This window comes from Actinomycetospora sp. NBRC 106378 (assembly GCF_030269685.1).
Classification (GTDB): Bacteria; Actinomycetota; Actinomycetes; order Mycobacteriales; family Pseudonocardiaceae; genus Actinomycetospora.
Genome location: NZ_BSTT01000009.1, coordinates 54047 through 71255, shown reverse-complemented (window position 1 = coordinate 71255; position 17209 = coordinate 54047). Strand labels below are relative to the sequence as shown.

Genomic DNA, 17209 nt, shown 5'->3' with positions numbered 1-17209 from the left:
GAGCGCGGCGCCGAACGCTCCGGGGTCGACCGGGAGACGCAGAAGGCGCTGACCCGCGCGGTCGACAAGTCGCTCGACAAGACGCTGGAGCGGGCCCTCGAGCGCGCGGTGGAGAAGGCCGTCGAGCGGGCCCTCGGCCGGGTGCTGGAGCACACGGGTCCGTCGAACGGGAGCGTCGGTACCGACACGTAGCATCGGGGCATGGCTGCACCGTCCGTCGAGGCGATCCGCACCGCACTGGGCGGTGTCGAGGACCCCGAGATCCACCGTCCGATCACCGAACTGGGCATGGTCAAGGACATCCGTGTCCTCGACCACGGCAAGGTCGAGGTCGCGGTGTACCTCACGGTCGCCGGATGTCCGATGAAGGACACGATCACCAGCCGCGTCACCACCGCGGTCTCGGGCGTCTCGGGCGTCAGCGCCGTCGCCGTCGAGCTCGACGTCATGAACGACGAGCAGCGGCGCGAGCTGCGCAAGACCGTCAAGGGCGACGCCGACGAGCCCGTCATCCCCTTCGCCCAGCCCGGCTCGATGACGCGCGTGTACGCCGTGGCATCGGGCAAGGGCGGCGTCGGCAAGTCGTCGGTGACGGTGAACCTCGCCGCCGCGATGGCCGACAAGGGCCTGAAGGTCGGCGTGGTCGACGCCGACATCTACGGCCACTCGGTGCCGCGCATGTTGGGCACCCAGGACCTGCCGACCAAGGTCGACGAGATGATCCTGCCGCCGCAGGCGCACGGCGTGAAGGTCATCTCCATCGGCATGTTCACCCCGGGCAACACCCCCGTCGTGTGGCGCGGCCCGATGCTGCACCGCGCGCTGCAGCAGTTCCTCGCCGACGTCTTCTGGGGCGACCTCGACGTCCTGCTGCTCGACCTCCCGCCCGGCACCGGCGACATCGCGATCTCGGTCGCCCAGCTCATCCCGAACGCCGAGCTGCTCGTGGTCACCACGCCGCAGCAGGCGGCCGCCGAGGTCGCCGAGCGCGCCGGCGCCATCTCGCTGCAGACCCGGCAGCGCCTCGTCGGCGTCGTCGAGAACATGAGCTGGATGGACATGCCCGACGGGTCGCGGATGGACCTGTTCGGCTCCGGCGGCGGGCAGACCGTGGCCGACTCGCTGACCAAGTCGATCGGCTCCGAGGTCCCGCTGCTCGGCCAGATCCCGATCGACACCCGCCTGCGCGAGGGCGGCGACGCCGGTGTGCCGCTGGTGCTCTCCGCGCCGCAGTCCGCGGCCGGCGAGGCGCTGCGCAAGGTCGCCGACCGCCTGACCGTCCGGGCCCGCGGGCTCGCCGGGATGTCGCTGAACATCTCGCCCGCCGGCCGCTAGGCCCGGGACGTCAGCGGTGGCACACGGCTGACGCCCGACGTCAGCGGTGGCACACGGCTGACGCCCGACGTCAGCAGTGCGCCGCGCTCAGAGGTCGCGCTGCATCCAGGCGACGTCGTGCCAGGCGTCGAACTTCCAGCCCACGCGCGGGAACGTGCCCACGGGCGCGAACCCGAGCGCGGAGTGGAGGCCGACGCTGGCCGCGTTGGGCAGCGAGATGCCGGCCGCGGCCCGCACGAAGCCGTGGTCGCGCAGGCGCGGGAACAGGGCCTCGTAGAGCGCCCGGCCCGCGCCGGTCCGTCGGCGTCCGGGTTCGAGGTAGACGCTGACGGTGCAGGCGTACCGGTAGGCGTGGCGGTCGTTGAACGACCCGGCGTACGCGTACCCGACGATCCGGCCGCCGTCCTCGCCCACGAGCCACGCGTGGGCGGTCGCGATGCGGTCCGCCATGCCCGCGGCCGACGGCGGCTGCTCCTCGAAGCTGATGACGGTGTCCCGGACGTACGGGGCGTAGATCGCGGCGCACGCCTCGGCGTCGCCCACCGTGGCGTCTCGGATGCTCAGCACAGATGGCCACTATAGTGGCCGCATGGAGCTGGACGACTCCCTCGCCGCCGCCGTCCGGGAGCGGCGCGCCGAGCGTGAGCTGACGGTGCGGGCGCTCGCCGACCGGGCCGGGGTGTCGCGCGCGATGATCGCGAAGGTCGAGGCGGGCGAGGCCCGACCGACGGCCGCACTCCTCGGCAAGCTGTCGGGCGCGCTCGGGCTGAGCCTGTCCGAGCTGGTCGCGCGGGCGGAGGGCGGCGGCCGCGTCTCGCGGCGGGCCGACCAGCCGGTCTGGACCGACCCGACGTCGGGCTACGTCCGCCGGGCCGTCTCCCCACGGCCCGGTGGGGACCTCGAGCTCGTCGAGGTCACGATGCCGCCGCGCGCCGAGGCCGGATTCGCCGCCGACGCGCACGCGTTCCTGCGCCACCGGGTCTGGGTGCTCGAGGGGACGCTGGAGTTCGTCGAGGGCGCCACCGTGCACCGGCTCGCGACCGGCGACTGCCTCGAGCTGGGCCCGCCCGTCGACTGCGTCTACCGCAACCCCGACGACGAGCCGGTGCGCTACCTCGTGGCGGTCACCCGACGCTGAGCGCCGCCGCCGCCGCGAGGTACACGTCAGGCAGCCGCACGCACCCGCAGCGCTGCCTCAGGTGGACCTCGCGGGAGAAGCCGGTGAGCCGCTCAGCCCAGCGGGACCAGCGGCGGCTGCATCCCCGGGCTGTCGACCCGCCCACCCTCCAGCCGCGCGAGGTAGGCCAGGATGCCGGCCGATCCCCAGTGCCAGGAGGGTTCACCGACGAGGCGGGGACGCCCGTCGGTCACGTTCGACGGCCAGGTGCCGTCCTCGAGCTGGGCGGCGACGAGGAAGCGGCGGGCCGCGAGCCCGGCGTCGCGGAAGGTCTGGCGGCCGGTGACGCGGCCGAGGGTGTCGAGGTACCACCCGGTGCCGGCGGCGCCGGAGTTCGTCGAGAGGTGGGCGATCGGGCTGCCGTCGAACTCCGGCCAGGCCGTCCCGCCGTCGCGGTCCCGGCCGACCGCGAGCAGCCACCGCCCGGCCGCCTCGGCCCGCGCGCGGTGCTCCGGGCCGCCGAGGATCTGCGCGGCCTGCAGCGACACCCAGCCGATCCCGGCGGCGCCCTCCTCCATGCCGGTCGCGCGACGGGGGTTGCCGGGCACGCCGGCGGGGTCGACCCAGATCGGCCAGGCCGAACCGCCGGCGGCGGGGACGGCGGTCCGGTCGAGGAACGCCAGCGCCCGGGACGCCCCGTCGCGCCACCGCTGCTCGCCGGTCGCCCGCTCGAGGCGCAGGAACGTGAACGCGGCACCGGCGGCCCCGGAGAGGAAGCCGGTGTTGCGGGCGGGCTGGTCGGCGCGCTCGGGCATCCCGCCGTCGGGGTCCTGCTCGCCGAGCAGGTAGGCCCCGCCACCCGCGGCGTGCGCGGCGATCCGCCGGTCGCCCGTGCGCTCGGCGAACAGGCTCAGCGCGTAGACGATCCCGGCCTGGCCCTCGCCCATCCCGGTGCGGTACGAGGGATCGCCGTCGTCGCTCCAGGCCCACCGGCAGACCCTCGGACACGCGGGCCGTCCCGGGACGTCCTCCGCCCGGGACAGCAGCCAGGCCACGGCGTCGAGCGAGGCGTCGGTGTAGCGGCGGTCGCCGGTGCGCTCCCCCAGCGTCCAGAGCAGGTCGGCGATCCCGGCCGCGCCGTCGTCGTAGGAGCTGTAGGCGTACCCGGCCGCGCCGTCGGGGTCGACGTAGTCGGGGAAGCGACCCGCGCCGCGCTGGGCGTCGAGCAGGAAGTCGCCGGCCTGCCGGGCGCCGGCGAGGGCGCGGTCGCGCACGGCGGGGTCGGTCGCGGCGTCGGCCACCGCGAGCAGGCCCGCCGCGATACCGGCGGCACCCACGTCCCGGTCGACGTGCCGGTGCGGGGACTGGATCTCGCTGGCCCACCCCGTCGGGCCACCGTCGGCCAGGAGCCGGTCCAGTCCCCGGCCGACGGTCGGGTCCGCGGGCACGACGCTCTCCTCCCCCGTCGCACCGGCGCACCCCGCGAGGAGGGCCAGCACGGCGAGCAGCACGGCGACCCGGCTCACGGGGCGACCACGGCGGTCTCCTCGGCCCCGTTCGGTCGGCCGGTCGGGACGACGACCCCGAGCTCCAGACCGCGGTCGCGCACCGCGTCGATCGCCCGCGGCAGGTACTCCCACTGCGGGGCCGCGCAGGTCACGGCGTCGCCGCCGTCGTGGAGCAGGATCACGGCGTCGTCGCGAGCCTCGGTGACGACGAGCCGGGTCACGGCGTCGGCCCCGGGACACTCGAAGTCGCCCTTGAGACTGGACTTCCAGTCCCAGCCGACGCCCCCGACCAGACGCCGCTCGGCCAGCACCGCGTCGGCCACGGGCGACGCCTCGCCGAACGGGTAGCGCCACATCGTCGGCCGTACGCCGAGCACCCGGGTGAGGGACTCCTCGCCACGGACGATCTGCTCGCGCGCCCGTGGCCCGTCGAGGTCCGGGAAGTAGACGTGCTCGTAGGAGTGCAGGGCGATCACGTGGCCCTCGGCCTGCGCCCGGCGGGCGATGTCGGGATGCTTCTCCACCTGGTCGCCCTGGAAGAAGAACGTGGCCTTCGCGCCCTTCGCCGCCAGCACGTCGAGGACGTAGGGGGTGAGCTCCGGGGTGGGACCGTCGTCGAAGGTGAGCGCCACGAGCGGCGTCGTCGGCGTGATCCGCGCCGGGGTGCGGGCGCGGTCGGCGGCCGTCGGCTGGTAGCGCGGCCCGACGACGTCGAACCCGCGCGCCACGGGTGCCGCCTCCGCCGCGGCCTCGTCGGCCCCGGACAGCCACGTCGCGAACCCGGCGACCCCGCTGCCGAGCAGCACGACCAGGATCGCGACGGTCACGAGCGTGCGGCGTCGTCGCGCGTCGAAGCCCGCCCGGCCCCGCCGTCGTCGGGCCCGGTCGGTGGCGGCGAGGGCCGCCGCGCCGAGCAGCGTCGTCTCCGTGGACGAGGTGTCGCGAGACCCCCGTCGTCTGGACTCCGGCACGCTCTCAGCGGAAGCGGCGGGCGCCGCGGCGGGCGATGCGGACCAGCAGCATGAGCGTGAAGGCGACCGTGACGCCCGTGAGGATCATCGCGATCGCGCTGACCCCCTGGGACGCGGCCAGCGCGAGGCCGGTGGCGCCGCCGGTGACGCCGCTGGTCAGGTACAGGGACTCGCCGTACATCAGGAACCTCTCGGTGGGGAGCGAGGGGAGCTACCAGGCCTGGCGCCTGGCGAACAGACAGCGCCACGCGGCGACCACCGCGCAGAACTCGAGGAAGAAGCCGTACAGGTCCTCGACGACGAGCACGGCCACGAGCGCGACGTCGGTGGCCGTCCGCCCGGGCAGGCGCCACATCGACGTCACCCGCTCCAGCCACATCACGCCGAGCGGGATCAGCCCGACGAGCGCGTACCGGAACGGGACCGCGTGCGTGATCATCAGGACGATCATCGTGATGAACAGGACGCGGAAGAACACGCTGAGCACGAACAGGCCGTAGGACGCGATGTCGCGCCGGGTGGCCGGGATCCAGCCGCGCTTGAGGCACTCGTCCATCCCGCCCCGGCCCCAGCGCAGCCGCTGCACCCAGAGTTCGCGGAAGGTGGCGGGCGGGTGGGTGAGCACGTGGCCCGCGCGGGCGGCGCCGACGGTCCAGCCGGCCGTCTTGAGGTCGAGCGTGAGGGCGTAGTCCTCGATCAGCGAGGTGCCGTCCCAGGGCCCCGCGTCCCGGTGGGCGGCCACCTCGTCGAGGGCCTGGCGCCGGTACATCGCGGCCGCCCCGCTCGCGACGCTGACCCGCCAGCTGCGGAGCTCGCGCAGGTCGTCGTAGCGGCTGTACTCGAGGCGCTGGAGCCGCCAGGCGAGCCCGCGACCGGGCGCGGCCCAGTAGCGCGCGCAGACCGCGCCGAGCCGGGTGTTCGCCCGCAGCTCGTCGGCCATCGCCGCGGCGCACCCGTCGCCGAGCACGGTGTCGGCGTCCATCGTGAGCACGAGGTCCGCGTCGCGCGCGGCGCGCCGCCAGCCCTCGTTCAGGGCGCCGGCCTTCTTCTCGGTGTTGCCCTCGGTCTCGATCACCGTCACCGGGTAGCGGCGGGCGATCTCGACGGTGCGGTCGGTGCAGTTGTCGGCGACCACGACGATGCCCGTGATCTCCAGCCACTCCGGGGTCTCCTGCGCCAGCAGGCCCTCGACGGTGTCGGCGATGCCCTCCTCCTCGTCGTGCGCGGGCACGAGGACCACGAGGCTCGTCACCGCCGTCGCGCGGTTGCCGTCCCGACGACGGGGGGCGGTGGCGGTCGGGCGCGGGGCGGGGGCCGGTGCGGGGGCCGGCGGGTTGGGAGCGGGCGCCGGACGCGGCGGGGCGGCGACGGCCGGGGCACTCGTCGGTGCCGGGCGCCACGGGGTGGCCGTGGTCGCGGCGGCCACGACCGTCCGCGGGGTCGGCGAGGGCCGGGCGGCAGGTTCCGGGGACGCCGGGCGAGGAGGGCCCGGCGTCGGGCGGGCACCGTGGCGACGGGCGCGCGGCTGCGTCCCGACGGTCCCGACGGTCCCGGGTGACACGACCGGCAGCGGCCCCGAGCCGGGGCGGGCGCCGGGGATGCGGGCCGCGAGGTCGTCGGCGCGCAACGGCGTGGTGGGCGCCTGCTCGTCCTCGAGCTGGGCCGCGAGGAGCTGGGCGACCGTGACGCGCGGGCCGTGGCGCGGACGGGTGCGTCGCATGCCCCCGGTCGGAGCATCGAGCACGGTGGTGGCCGCCCGATGCCCTCCCTCAGCCTGACGCATGGTGTCTCCCGACCGACTCGTCACTCCATCGGTATCGCCCGATCGATGCCGACATGTCCGTTCTCGCCACGGAGAGTCCGAGTGTTACACCATCATCACGGTTTGGCCACGGATGTTCCGGTCGTCACGATCGACCGGTTCACGACGTTCGTCCGGACGACGTCGAGGCGTCATCCATCCGGCCCCGGGCCACGTCCGGAGCCCGACCGATGACGCCTCGGGAGGGCGGAGGGGAAGGATCAGGCGAGGGAGAAGGAGCGGCGCGAGAGGCCCCACATCATCCCGTCGATCTCGGTGCGCACCGGCGCCTCGGGATCGGTCGCCGCGCCGAGCGTGACGAAGAGCGGGACGTAGTGCTCGGCCGTGGGGTGGGCGTAGGGCATGCCCGGGGCGTTCCGGAAGCGGCGGAGCTCCTCGACGTCGCCACGGCCGAGCGCGTCGGCGACCCAGGCGTCGAAGTCGTCGGTCCAGCCCGGCACGGCGTCGCCGCGCAGCATGTCCCGGGTGAGGAAGGGCAGGCCGTGGGTCATGAAGCCGGAACCGACGACGAGCACGCCCTCGTGGCGCAGCTCGCGCAGGCGGGCGCCGATGCGCATGAGCCGCTCGGGGTCCTCGTCGGGCATGGAGACCTGCAGCACCGGGACGTCGGCGTTCGGGTACATCACCGAGAGCGGGACCCAGGCGCCGTGGTCGAGCCCGCGCGCGGACCGGTGGACCGACTCGGTCCCGTCGCCGAGCAGCCCGGCCACGCGGTCGACGAGCGCCGTCGCGTCGGGGGTCGCGTAGGTCATCGTGTAGTAGCGCGGGGCGAACCCGCCGAAGTCGTAGACCAGCGGCGTGCCCTCCTCCGGCGCCGAGAGCGTCAGCGGGGCGGACTCCCAGTGCGCGGACACGATGACGATCGCGCGCGGCTGCGGCATGCGGTGCGCCCAGCCGAAGAGGTCACGCATCCACCCGCCGTCGTCGTAGAGCGGCGGGGCGCCGTGCGACAGGTAGATCGCGGGCATGGGACCGTCGGCCGGCGTCCAGGGCCGCCGGCCCGACGCGGTGTCCCGGGCCGGACCGATGAAGGCGTCGAAGGCGGCACCGGGCGCGGCGGTGGCGAACGGGGAACTCATGACGGGACTCCTGCTGCGTGACGGTTCGGCCACGGACGCTACACGTGCACAGTTGAAGCATCAAGTGTAGCGTGACGGACATGGCCGACTGGTTGACCGCAGAGGAACAGCGCGCGTGGCGACGGACCGCCGCGATGTTCACCCTGCTGCCCGCCGCCCTCGACGCCCAGATGCAGCGCGACGCCGGGCTCACCCAGTTCTCGTACCTCGTCCTCGCCATGCTCTCCGAGGCGCCGGGCCGCACGATGCCGATGAGCGAGCTGGCCTCGATGGTCAGTTCGTCGCTGTCGCGGCTCTCGCACGTCGTGTCGCGGCTCGAGCAGCAGGGGTGGGTCGCGCGGGAGCCCTGCGAGGACAACGGCCGCGTGACGATGGCCCGCCTCACCGACGCCGGGTGGGACAAGGTGGTCGCGGCCGCGCCCGGCCACGCCGCGGAGGTCCGCCGGCTCGTCATCGACGCCGTCGGACCCGACCGCATCGCCGACCTCGACGCCATCACGGGCGCCATCCTCCGACGGCTCGACCCCGGGGGGAAGATGCGCGCCAACCCGCTGAGCAAGGGCTGCTGAGCGCAGCGGGTCGGCGGGACGGTCTCAGACGGCGAGTCCGAGCCGTTCGAGTCTGTCGTGCGCGGTTCCCTCGATGACGCACTCGAGCTGCTCGGCGTTGATGACCGCGACCTTCTCGATCCCCTTCGTGGCCAGGTGTGCCTCCTCGAAGGCCGCCATGCTGGGGTAACGGGCCTCGAGGACCATGTGGTGCAGGCCGCCGAAGGCGGGCGCCCACACCTCGTAGGCCGGGAGGCCGGCCGCCTCGAGCAGGGTGTTCTTCTCCCGCTGCAGGTCCATGAAGCGGCCGAGGGTGCCGAAGCGCAGCGAGCGGAACACCTGATGGCGGTAGGTCACGGGGTCTCCATGTGGTTGACCTCGACCCAGCCCTGGTCGAACGGGGTCGTGAAGAAGTTGCGGACGCGCATGTGGCTGAGCAGCCAGCGCCCGTCCACGCGCCGGAAGTCGTTGTCGTACGCGCCGGCGATCCAGAGCGGCTCGGTGCCGCGGTAGGTGCAGGCCTGGAAGTACATCCAGCGGCCGTGCGCGGTGTCGCCGTCCAGGGTCACCGCGCCGTTCGTGACGTAGTGGGCGGAGAAGGGCATCCGCTCGACGTTGCGGTCGAACTTCCGCTCCAGGGCCTCGTGCCCGACGGCGGCCCAGTCCGGGTTGCCGTGCGGGCCCACGCTCTGCCAGCGGCCGTCCTCGGTGAACAGCTCGGCGACGTGCTTGCCCTTCTCGCTCTCCCGGTCGGTGGCCGCCATGTAGGCGACCATCACCTGTTCGATCGCCTCCTTCGACTCCAGCACGTCCAGCCGGGCGAGTACCTGGTCGAGGTCGGTCACGTCAGCTCCTCCAGGGCCCGCCGGTAGCGGCGCAGCAGCCAGGTGCTCAGGTGCGGGATGTTGCCCTCCATCCACGAGAGCGGGCCCCGCGGCGCGAAGCGCGACGACATGCCGCGCTGCAACGCCTCGGTGGTCTCGGCGTCCTGCCGGATCGCCACGGCCTTGCGCTCCTGGTAGATGCGGTAGACCTCGTCGAACCCGTCCGCCTCGACCGCCGACTTCGGGTAGAGGTTGATGCGGCGCAGGTCCAGCGATCCCGCCGCGGTCGGCAGCAGGATCGACAACGAGACCATGGTCGGCTGGAAGATCCCGAACAGCAGCGGTGGCACCGAGGCGAACAGCACCCGGCTGCGCTGCTCCTCGGTGAGCCCCGGGATGATCGGCGAGGTCCGCTTCCCGTCCGCGCTCGCCAGCCCGGAGTCCTTGTCGCGCAGGTAGGTCGGGTGCATGACGACGCCGTCGTCGTCGTCGAACACGCCGAAGCGGGCGTTCTTGGCCGGCGCGGCCTCGTGCACGCCCCGGTGGACGTACGCGGTGTGGTACGGCTCCAGGGCGTTGTCGTGGTGCAGCTTCCAGTTCCAGCCCAGGCCGGTCCGCAGGTCCCAGGGCATCGGGACGAGCTCGTCGAGCCCCCAGGTCTGCAGCTCCTCGTCGAGCTTGCGCAGCCCCGCCCGCAAGGGCGGCGCCTCCGGGTCGAGCGTGACGAACACGAGGCCGTGGAAGATCTCGCTGCGGACCTCCGGCAGCGCGACGGTCTCGCGCAGCGTCCGGACCGGGACGGTCTCGGTCATCGACGGGGCGGCGACGAGTCGACCGTCGAGCTCGTACTGCCAGTTGTGGTACGGGCAGACCATGCGCCGCCCGCGCACGCACCCGGTGGGCGCGCCCCCGACCCCGTCGAAGAGCGGGTGTCCGCGGTGCTGGCAGACGGCCGAGAGCACGCGGACCTCGCCGCCGAGGTCGCGGACGAGGACCACGGGCTCGTCGAGCACCGTGAGCGGGAGCTGGTCGCCGGGCTCGGGTACCTCGCCGACGTGGGCGACGCAGAGCCACTCGCGCCCGAAGACGGCGTGCTTCTCGAACTCCCAGAAGTCCTCGCTCGTGTACACCTCGCGGGGCAGCAGCCGGGCGGTGGCCACCGGGTCGGTGCAGTGCTCGACGTCGGACAGGATCCGGCGGGCGGCGTCGACGACGCGCGTGTCCAGCCGGGGCAGGGCGGTCATACCGTCTCCTCGATCATGGCGGTGGAGCTGTGGTGCACGGCGACGCCCGCGAGGTGGACCGACCGGATGGCCCGGGTCGCGGTGACGTCGGCGAGCGGGTCGCGGTCCAGGACCACGAGGTCGGCGGGGCAACCCGGTCTCAGCACGCCCCGTCGGGGGGTGCCGAGCAGCCGGGCGGGCTCCCCGGTGGCCGCGGTGAGCGCTTCGAACGGCGACAGGCCGGCCTCGACGAGCAGGGCCAGTTCGTCGTGCAGGCCCGCCCCGGCCAGGACGGAGGCCGAGGGGGTGTCCGAGCCGGCGACGATCGGGACGCCGGCCTCGTGCGCCCGGCCGACGAAGGCCAGCAACCGCTCGAACTCGAGCAGGCCCAGCCGCTCGTCCTCGGGGTCCCGCTCGACCATCGCGGACGTCGCGTCCTTGTGCCGCGCCATGGCGGCGCGCAGGTCCGCGTCGGGGTCCGGCGCGCCGTGGCCGTGGTCGTGGTCGTGGTCGCGGCCCCGACGCAGCACGGTGTCGAAGATCGTGAGCGTGGGCGTGAGCCAGGTGCCGTGCTCGACGAGGAGCGTGAGCACCTGCTCGACCAGCGGGCCGTCCACGTCGACGTAGCGCCACGCCCGGGTGGAGGCCATCTCGTCGCGGGGGCGGTGGGGCAGCGCGGCGAACTCCGCGCGGTCGGACTCCGGCACGAGCTCCGGGCCGATCCGGACGTGCTCGAGGGCGTCGACGCCGAGCTCGACGGCCCGCCGACCGGTGACCCGGTGGCCGACGTGCCCGGCCACCCGCAGACCCCGGCGGTGGGCGGCGCGCACCACCGCCGCGAGCACCTCCTCGCCCATCCAGGCGTAGACCTTGATGAAGTCGACGCCGCCGTCGGCCTCCCGCGCGACGAACTCGACGGCCTCGGCGGGGTCGTCGGTCTTCCACATGCCCTTCCACGGGCCGCCGGGATGTCCGTCGAGGTTGGGACCCGAGCCGAACAGCCGGGGCCACGCCTCCCCGTGGGTCTGCAGGCGGTTCAGCGCGCCGAGGTCCGGGCCCCCGGTGTCGCGGATCGTGGTGATGCCGTGCCGGACGAACGACTCCATCAGCAGCGGTGCGGCGCGGTACCGCCCCTCGAGGTGCGGGTGGTAGGCCTCGGAGGCGAAGGAGGTCACGTGGGCGTGGCCCTCGGTCAGCCCCGGGACCACCCAGGCGTCGGTCGCGTCGAGGACCTCGGCTCCCTCCGGGACGGCCCGCTCGGTCCGCCGTCCGACCGACACGATCCGGCCGTCCTCGACGAGGATCATCGCGTCGTGCACCGGCGGCCCCCCGTCCCCGGGGACCACGACACCGGCCAGGACGGCCGAGACCTCGCTCACGAGGCGACGCCGGTGACGGCGGGCGAGGGCAGGTAGTCCCGGCTGCTGAACTCGGAGAGGTCGGTGTCCTGCATCAACCCGGCCCGCACGAGCACGTCCTTCGTCCGGTCCAGGCCCTGCGGGTCGAACGCGAGGTAGCCCTGGGACGCGCCGGCGCTGTACGCCGCCAGGTACTGGTCGAGGGTGTACTTCGCCTTGTCCGCGTCCAGCTCGGTGCAGTTGGTCCGGAGTTCCGCGAGCGCCTCGTCGGGGTGCGCCACGGCGTAGGCGGTGGCCTTCGCCCAGGCCTGCTCGAACCGCTTGACCGCGTCCGGGTCGCGCTGCAGGAACCGGTTGCTCGCCACCAGGGTGTGGCCGTAGGTCGGCACGGTGTCCTGGGCCTTCATCACCGTCACGCCTCCGGCGCGGCGCGTGAGCTCGAGGCTCGACGGGGTGGGGCCGAACGCGACGATGGCGTCGATGCCGCGGTCGAGGAACTCCACCGTCGACGCGTCCGTCGACTGGACCACGTTGACCTTCGAGGCGTCGATGCCGTTGGCCGTGACGAACGCCGACCAGACGGCGCCCTCGAACTGGTCGGTCTGGACGGCGACCGTCCGGCCCTCGAGCTGTTTCGGGGAGGTGATCGACGGGTCGGCGTAGATGTTGACCGGCGAGGTGGTGGCCGCGACGCCGACCACGGTGACCGGCAGGCCCTGGCCCGCCCCGAGGACGACCGCGGGCGCCGAGAGCACGCCCAGGTCCTGCTCGTCGGCGGCGATCAGCGGCACCGTGGACGACCCGCCCTGGCCGCGGGTCCACTGCACGTCGAGGTTCTGCTCGGCGAAGAAGCCCTTGTCCCGGCCGAGGAAGGCGATGGGCCAGTTGCCCTCGCAGGTCCACTCGAAGGACAGCTTCACGGGGCTGGGGCCCGTGGTGGCGGACCCGCCGGACTCCGCGCCGCCGGAGCACGCGGACAGGGCGAGACCCGCGGCGGCGACGAGCGCGGCGATGCCGGCGCGGCGGCGCGGGGAGAGGACGGACACGACGGTCTCCTGGGGTGGTGTCGGGGTCAGAGGCTGACGGACGGGTGCCAGCGCACGACGCGGCGCTCGACGAGCACGCAGACCTGGAACATCGCGATGCCGAGGAGCGAGGAGAGCACCACCAGCACGAACACCGAGCTGGTGTTGAGCTGGCCGCTGGCGGTGGTGATGAGGAAGCCGAGGCCCTGCGAGCCGCTCATGAACTCGCCGACGAGCGTGCCGATCACCGCTCCGGGGGCGGAGATGCGGAACGAGGCGAAGATGTAGGGCAGCGCGTTGGGCAGGCGGATCTTGCGGAGGATCTGCAGCTCGCCGGCGTTGGCGATGCGCAGGACGTCGACCAGGCCGCGGTCGGCGGAGTTCAGGCCGAGGACGGTCTGGACGATGATCGGGAAGAACGCGATGAGGAAGGACACGACCACGATCGGCAGGAAGCCCCGGCCGAACCAGATGGTCAGCAGCGGTGCGATCGCGACCGTGGGCGTCACCCGCAGCACGTTCAGATAGGGGTAGAGGAGCTCCTCGGTGAGCCGGGACCGGGCGATGAGCACGCCCAGCACGACGCCGAGCACCACCGCGGCGCCGAACCCGACCAGGGACTCCCACGTCGTCACCAGCGTGGCCTGCAGGTAGAGCAGCGGCCGGTTGGCGAACTCGGTGACCACCCGCACCGGCGAGGGCAGGATGTAGTTCGGCAGGTCGAGCACGGTCACGGCGATCTGCCACACCACGACGCCCGCCAGCAGCACGAGCCACACCCGGGTGGAGCGCAGCACGCGCAGCAGCATCGAGGGACGGAGCTCCGGGGGGACGACCGCGCTGCGGTAGCGGTCGTCCGGGCGGGGTCGTCGACGATCTGCGTCATCTCAGGCCTCCAACGCCGCGCGGATCTCGTTCACGGCCTCGAGGAACTCGACGCTCGTCTTGAGTGCCGGGTCGCGGGGCCGGGCGAACGGCATGCGCAGCACGGTCTTGATCCGGCCGGGGCGCGGGGACATGACGACGACCCGGTCGGCGACGAAGGCCGCCTCCGTCAGCGAGTGCGTGACGAGCACGACCGACGAGCCGGTGGCGGACCAGATGGTGAGCAGCTCGGAGTGCATGTGGTCGCGGGTGATCTCGTCCAGCGCGCCGAACGGCTCGTCCATGAGCAGCACGGACGGCTCGAGCGTCAGCGCGCGGGCGATCGACACCCGCTGCTTCATGCCCCCGGAGAGCTCGGCCGGCAGCTTGTCCGCGAAGCTCTGCAGCCCCACGAGCTCGAGGAGCTCCTCGGGTGTGCGCCCGGCGCGGGCCCGGACGTCGCGCCCGGCGACCTCGAGCGGGAGCCGCACGTTCTGCAGGGCGGTGCGCCACGGGGCGAGCACGGGCTCCTGGAACACGAAGGCGAAGCGGTTGGCGCGGCGGGCCGCGGCGGGGTCGAGGCCGTCGACGGCGATCCGGCCCTGGACCGAGCCGGCGGGCAGCAGTCCGGCCACCGCCTTGAGCAGCGTCGACTTCCCGCAGCCCGACGGCCCGATGACCGCCACGAACTCCTTCCGCCCGATCTCCAGGTCGGCGCCGTCCACCGCGACGACGGCCTTGCGGCCGCGGCCGTGGACGATGCTCACATCGGTGAGCCGCACCAGATCGGGCGTTCCTGTGGTCTCCTCGCGGGGACCGGTCGCAGTGGCGGCGACTGTCACGGTCGGGTCCTTCCGGTGGGAACGGGTCACGGGATGTTGTATCCAAAGGGCATGTCCAGGGCGCAGCGCAGGTGTTACGGCGCCGATAAGCCCGGGACGACCGCGACGGTGCATCCCGGCTGTGGGGGTGGCGCACCGGCGGCGAGCGTCTCCAGCAGGACGATCACCGACCAGGCGGTGACCGCCGAGGTCCGCCCTCCGGAACCGGGCGCCACCGTGTTCTCCACGGTGGTCCGGTAGTGGCCGAGCCGGCTCTCGACCTCGATCTCGTGCCGCGTGCGGAACGCGGCGGGGTCCGCGCACACGACGACCTCGACGGCGTCGAACCCCACGGTGGCGAGGGCCAGCGTCGCCGCGACGTTGGCCGTCCGGGGGAAGGCGAGGGCGGCCTCACGGGCGCTCCCCCGGAAGATCTCACCCGTCCCGCCACCGACGGCGTCGGACCGCTTGGTCGTCGTCAGCCGGACCTGCGCGCAAGGGTCCCCGCGGGTGGCCGCGCGGCAGACGTCCAGCCCCCCGATCGCACCCGACGGGACGAGCACCCGACCCGGCGCCCGCCGGGCGAGCCGGGCGGCGACGACGGGGTCGGCGAGCGCGGCGCTCGAGCAGAGCACCACGTCCCGTCCCCGCCGGAGCAGCGGGGCGACCCGGTCGGCGACGGCGCCGACGCCGGCGGCCTCCACCACGACCTCGCAGCGGTCGGCGAACTCGTCCCGGTCCCGTTCGCTCGACGCGGAGGTGACCACGCCCGCGGCCGTGCACCCGGCGACCTCGCCGCGGCGCAACGGCCCGGCGACCGCGACGCCCAGCGGCCCGGCGCCGAGGATGCCGACCCTCATCCCGCCACCGCCAGGCCCTCGAGCCTCGGGTCGGCCCAGGCCGAGACCAGCCCCTCGGGCCCCGTCCCGACCAGGACGTGCGAGCTGGACGCACCCAGCTCCGGCAGGTCGGTGCCCTCGGCCCGCAGGTCGCCGGCCGCGTCGAGCTCCCAGCGGGGCCGCACGAGCGCCTCGTCCGGGCTCACTCCGGCGAGCAGGTCCGCGAGCAGCTGCGCGTTCCAGGGCACCTGCTGCTCGCCGCCGGGGGTGGCGCCGAGCAGCAGCGGGGCGCCGGGGTCACCCAGCGCCCAGGCGTGCAGCGTGGTGCGCGGTCGCCGCCCCGGGGCCGGGGCGTTCGGGTGGCCCTCCACGAAGGTGAAGCCCCGGCCGGCGCGGTTGGCGAGGACGAGGTCGTAGCCGTCCACCACGAGTCCGCTGCCGAACTGCGGGAACGAGTTCGAGTGGACGACGACCGCGCTGGTGCCCTCGGCGTCGACCGCGGCGACCGCCGAGGTCCCGTCGCTGCGCGCGGGCGTCCGGTCCCGGCGCATCCGGGACAGCGCCGCCCGGACCGCGTCCGGCACCGGTCCCCCGCCCGCGACGGCCTCGGCGAGCGCGGTGCCGTAGCTGGGCGCCGGGGTGGTCCACAGCCGGGGACCGGAGGCGAGGTCGACCACCGGCGCGGGCGACCACTCGGCCGCCCGCGGCGCGACGGCCGCCAGGTCGTGGGCGTCGAGCACGCCACCCGCCCGCCGCACCCGCTCGACGACCGCGGCTCCGAGCTCGGCGCCGAACAGCCCTTCCCGGCGCGCGACGAACTCCTCCAGGACCCGGGCCAGGCCGGGGAGCCGGACCCGCGCGCCCGCGGGACGGGGACCCGAGGCGGGCAGGAAGACGCAGCCCTCCGGTTGGTGCTCCCGCAGCACCCCCGCGGACGCGGCGACCAGCCGGACGTTCGTCCGCGACCACGCCACCCCGGCGCGGGCCACGTCGATCGCGGGTGCCGCCAGCTCGCCGAGTCCGAGCCGGGCGCGTTCCGCCAGGGCCGCGTAGCCGGCCGGGGCCCCCGGGACGCCGACCGCGGGACCGCCGGTGAGCGGCATCCGCCAGCCGCGGGCGACCGCGAGGTCGGCCAGGCCCGCCGGTGCCGGGCCGATGGCGGTCAGGGCCTCGGGCGCCCCACCGGCGCGGTGGACGAGGGCGACGAGGTCACCCGCGAGGCCCGCCTTCGACGGCAGCAGCACCGTCTCGGCGAGGGCCGCCGCGAGCACGGCGTCCACGGCCGAGCCTCCGCGCAGCAGCTGGGCGAAGCCGATCGCGGCGGCCGTGCCCGACCCGGCGGCGACGGCCCCGGTCGCGCCCGAGGCCCCGGAGCGCTCGGCGAGCCGACGCAGCGGGACCGACCGGGACCGGTCGACCGGGGAGGCGGCGCCCACCTCAGGCCTGCACCTGGCTGGGGCCGTAGTGGCGCAGCTCGATCGTGTGTCCGTCGGGGTCCTGCACGTAGACGAGGTCGGCCGGGCCGAGAGCGCCCCACCGGCGGTGCGGGCCGTCGATGCCCGGGAAACGGCCGGAGCCGGCGAGGGCGACGAGGTCGATCTCGTCGACGACGAGGCAGAAGTGGGAGAGGTTCGTGCCGGTCCGCGGGGTCCGGCCGTCGAGGTCGATGATCGTGCCGGGCCGGATCTCGACCGACGGGAACGGCACGCGTCCGGCGCGGAACTCGTCGAGACGGTGGACCCGCAGCCCGAAGTGCTCGACGTACCAGGCGACGGACACCTCCGGATCCGCGACCCGCAGGACGATGTGGTCCAACTGTCGGACGGCCAGCGGGGCCGGCGGCGCGGCCGCATCGTCGATGGCTGGTGTGGTCAT

General features: G+C 74.4%; 19 protein-coding genes. 3 read left to right on the top strand and 16 right to left on the bottom strand.

The annotated features are described in order from the left end of the window. The first annotated feature begins 201 nt into the window (after positions 1–201). Positions 202–1335: an Mrp/NBP35 family ATP-binding protein gene (locus QSK00_RS19715; protein WP_285593188.1), complete on the top strand. Its 1134-nt coding sequence runs from the start codon at positions 202–204 to the stop codon at positions 1333–1335. A gap of 87 nt (positions 1336–1422) precedes the next feature. Here the strand turns inward: QSK00_RS19715 and QSK00_RS19710 are convergent, their stop codons facing one another. Further along, on the bottom strand, positions 1423–1899 hold the full coding sequence (locus QSK00_RS19710) for a GNAT family N-acetyltransferase (RefSeq protein ID WP_285593521.1): 477 nt from the start codon (positions 1897–1899) through the stop codon (positions 1423–1425). A gap of 25 nt (positions 1900–1924) precedes the next feature. On the opposite strand from QSK00_RS19710, the gene QSK00_RS19705 reads away from it, so the two are divergent. Beyond that, positions 1925–2473 carry a helix-turn-helix domain-containing protein gene (locus QSK00_RS19705; RefSeq protein WP_285593186.1) on the top strand — a complete coding sequence of 183 codons (549 nt, stop codon included), beginning with the start codon at positions 1925–1927 and terminating at the stop codon, positions 2471–2473. 92 nt (positions 2474–2565) lie between these two features. On the opposite strand, the gene QSK00_RS19700 is transcribed toward QSK00_RS19705, so the two are convergent. From QSK00_RS19700 to QSK00_RS19680, 5 genes are all read right to left on the bottom strand, one after another. Further along, on the bottom strand, positions 2566–3978 hold the full coding sequence (locus QSK00_RS19700; protein WP_285593184.1) for a lanthionine synthetase LanC family protein: 1413 nt from the start codon (positions 3976–3978) through the stop codon (positions 2566–2568). Further along, the gene (locus QSK00_RS19695; RefSeq protein WP_285593182.1) at positions 3975–4931 is read right to left on the bottom strand and encodes a polysaccharide deacetylase family protein; all 957 of its coding nucleotides are present in this window, start codon (positions 4929–4931) and stop codon (positions 3975–3977) included. Before QSK00_RS19695 ends, QSK00_RS19700 begins: the two co-directional genes overlap by 4 nt. A gap of 4 nt (positions 4932–4935) precedes the next feature. After that, a complete protein-coding gene (locus tag QSK00_RS19690; protein WP_285593180.1) occupies positions 4936–5112 on the bottom strand; it encodes a hypothetical protein in 177 nt (58 codons plus the stop codon). Between the two features lie 30 nt (positions 5113–5142). Continuing rightward, positions 5143–6651, bottom strand: a complete 1509-nt coding sequence (locus QSK00_RS19685; protein WP_285593178.1) for a glycosyltransferase — start codon at positions 6649–6651, stop codon at positions 5143–5145. A gap of 302 nt (positions 6652–6953) precedes the next feature. Beyond that, a complete protein-coding gene (locus QSK00_RS19680; RefSeq protein ID WP_285593176.1) occupies positions 6954–7832 on the bottom strand; it encodes a dioxygenase family protein in 879 nt (292 codons plus the stop codon). An 80-nt stretch (positions 7833–7912) separates the two neighbouring features. On the opposite strand from QSK00_RS19680, the gene QSK00_RS19675 reads away from it, so the two are divergent. Beyond that, positions 7913–8401: a MarR family winged helix-turn-helix transcriptional regulator gene (locus QSK00_RS19675; RefSeq protein WP_285593174.1), complete on the top strand. Its 489-nt coding sequence runs from the start codon at positions 7913–7915 to the stop codon at positions 8399–8401. Positions 8402–8425: 24 nt separating this feature from the next. On the opposite strand, the gene QSK00_RS19670 is transcribed toward QSK00_RS19675, so the two are convergent. From QSK00_RS19670 to QSK00_RS19625, 10 genes are all read right to left on the bottom strand, one after another. Beyond that, positions 8426–8737, bottom strand: a complete 312-nt coding sequence (locus QSK00_RS19670; RefSeq protein ID WP_285593173.1) for a hypothetical protein — start codon at positions 8735–8737, stop codon at positions 8426–8428. Next, positions 8734–9225, bottom strand: a complete 492-nt coding sequence (locus QSK00_RS19665) for a nuclear transport factor 2 family protein (protein ID WP_285593172.1) — start codon at positions 9223–9225, stop codon at positions 8734–8736. The genes QSK00_RS19670 and QSK00_RS19665 overlap by 4 nt, the downstream gene beginning before the upstream one ends. Beyond that, the gene (locus QSK00_RS19660) at positions 9222–10448 is read right to left on the bottom strand and encodes an aromatic ring-hydroxylating oxygenase subunit alpha (protein ID WP_285593171.1); all 1227 of its coding nucleotides are present in this window, start codon (positions 10446–10448) and stop codon (positions 9222–9224) included. The genes QSK00_RS19665 and QSK00_RS19660 overlap by 4 nt, the downstream gene beginning before the upstream one ends. Beyond that, complete coding sequence (locus QSK00_RS19655; RefSeq protein WP_285593169.1) at positions 10445–11806, bottom strand: amidohydrolase family protein; 1362 nt, start codon at positions 11804–11806, stop codon at positions 10445–10447. Before QSK00_RS19655 ends, QSK00_RS19660 begins: the two co-directional genes overlap by 4 nt. Beyond that, entirely contained in the window at positions 11803–12831 is a 1029-nt protein-coding gene (locus QSK00_RS19650) for an ABC transporter substrate-binding protein (RefSeq protein WP_285593168.1), read from the bottom strand. Before QSK00_RS19650 ends, QSK00_RS19655 begins: the two co-directional genes overlap by 4 nt. A gap of 26 nt (positions 12832–12857) precedes the next feature. Beyond that, positions 12858–13619 carry an ABC transporter permease gene (locus QSK00_RS19645; RefSeq protein ID WP_285593165.1) on the bottom strand — a complete coding sequence of 254 codons (762 nt, stop codon included), beginning with the start codon at positions 13617–13619 and terminating at the stop codon, positions 12858–12860. A gap of 78 nt (positions 13620–13697) precedes the next feature. Beyond that, positions 13698–14516: an ABC transporter ATP-binding protein gene (locus QSK00_RS19640; protein ID WP_285593163.1), complete on the bottom strand. Its 819-nt coding sequence runs from the start codon at positions 14514–14516 to the stop codon at positions 13698–13700. Between the two features lie 74 nt (positions 14517–14590). After that, positions 14591–15355 carry an aspartate dehydrogenase domain-containing protein gene (locus QSK00_RS19635; RefSeq protein WP_285593161.1) on the bottom strand — a complete coding sequence of 255 codons (765 nt, stop codon included), beginning with the start codon at positions 15353–15355 and terminating at the stop codon, positions 14591–14593. Beyond that, on the bottom strand, positions 15352–16770 hold the full coding sequence (locus tag QSK00_RS19630; RefSeq protein ID WP_285593159.1) for a gamma-glutamyltransferase: 1419 nt from the start codon (positions 16768–16770) through the stop codon (positions 15352–15354). The genes QSK00_RS19635 and QSK00_RS19630 overlap by 4 nt, the downstream gene beginning before the upstream one ends. A gap of 1 nt (position 16771) precedes the next feature. Next, positions 16772–17209, bottom strand: coding sequence for a VOC family protein (locus tag QSK00_RS19625; protein ID WP_285593157.1), 438 nt, complete (start codon positions 17207–17209; stop codon positions 16772–16774).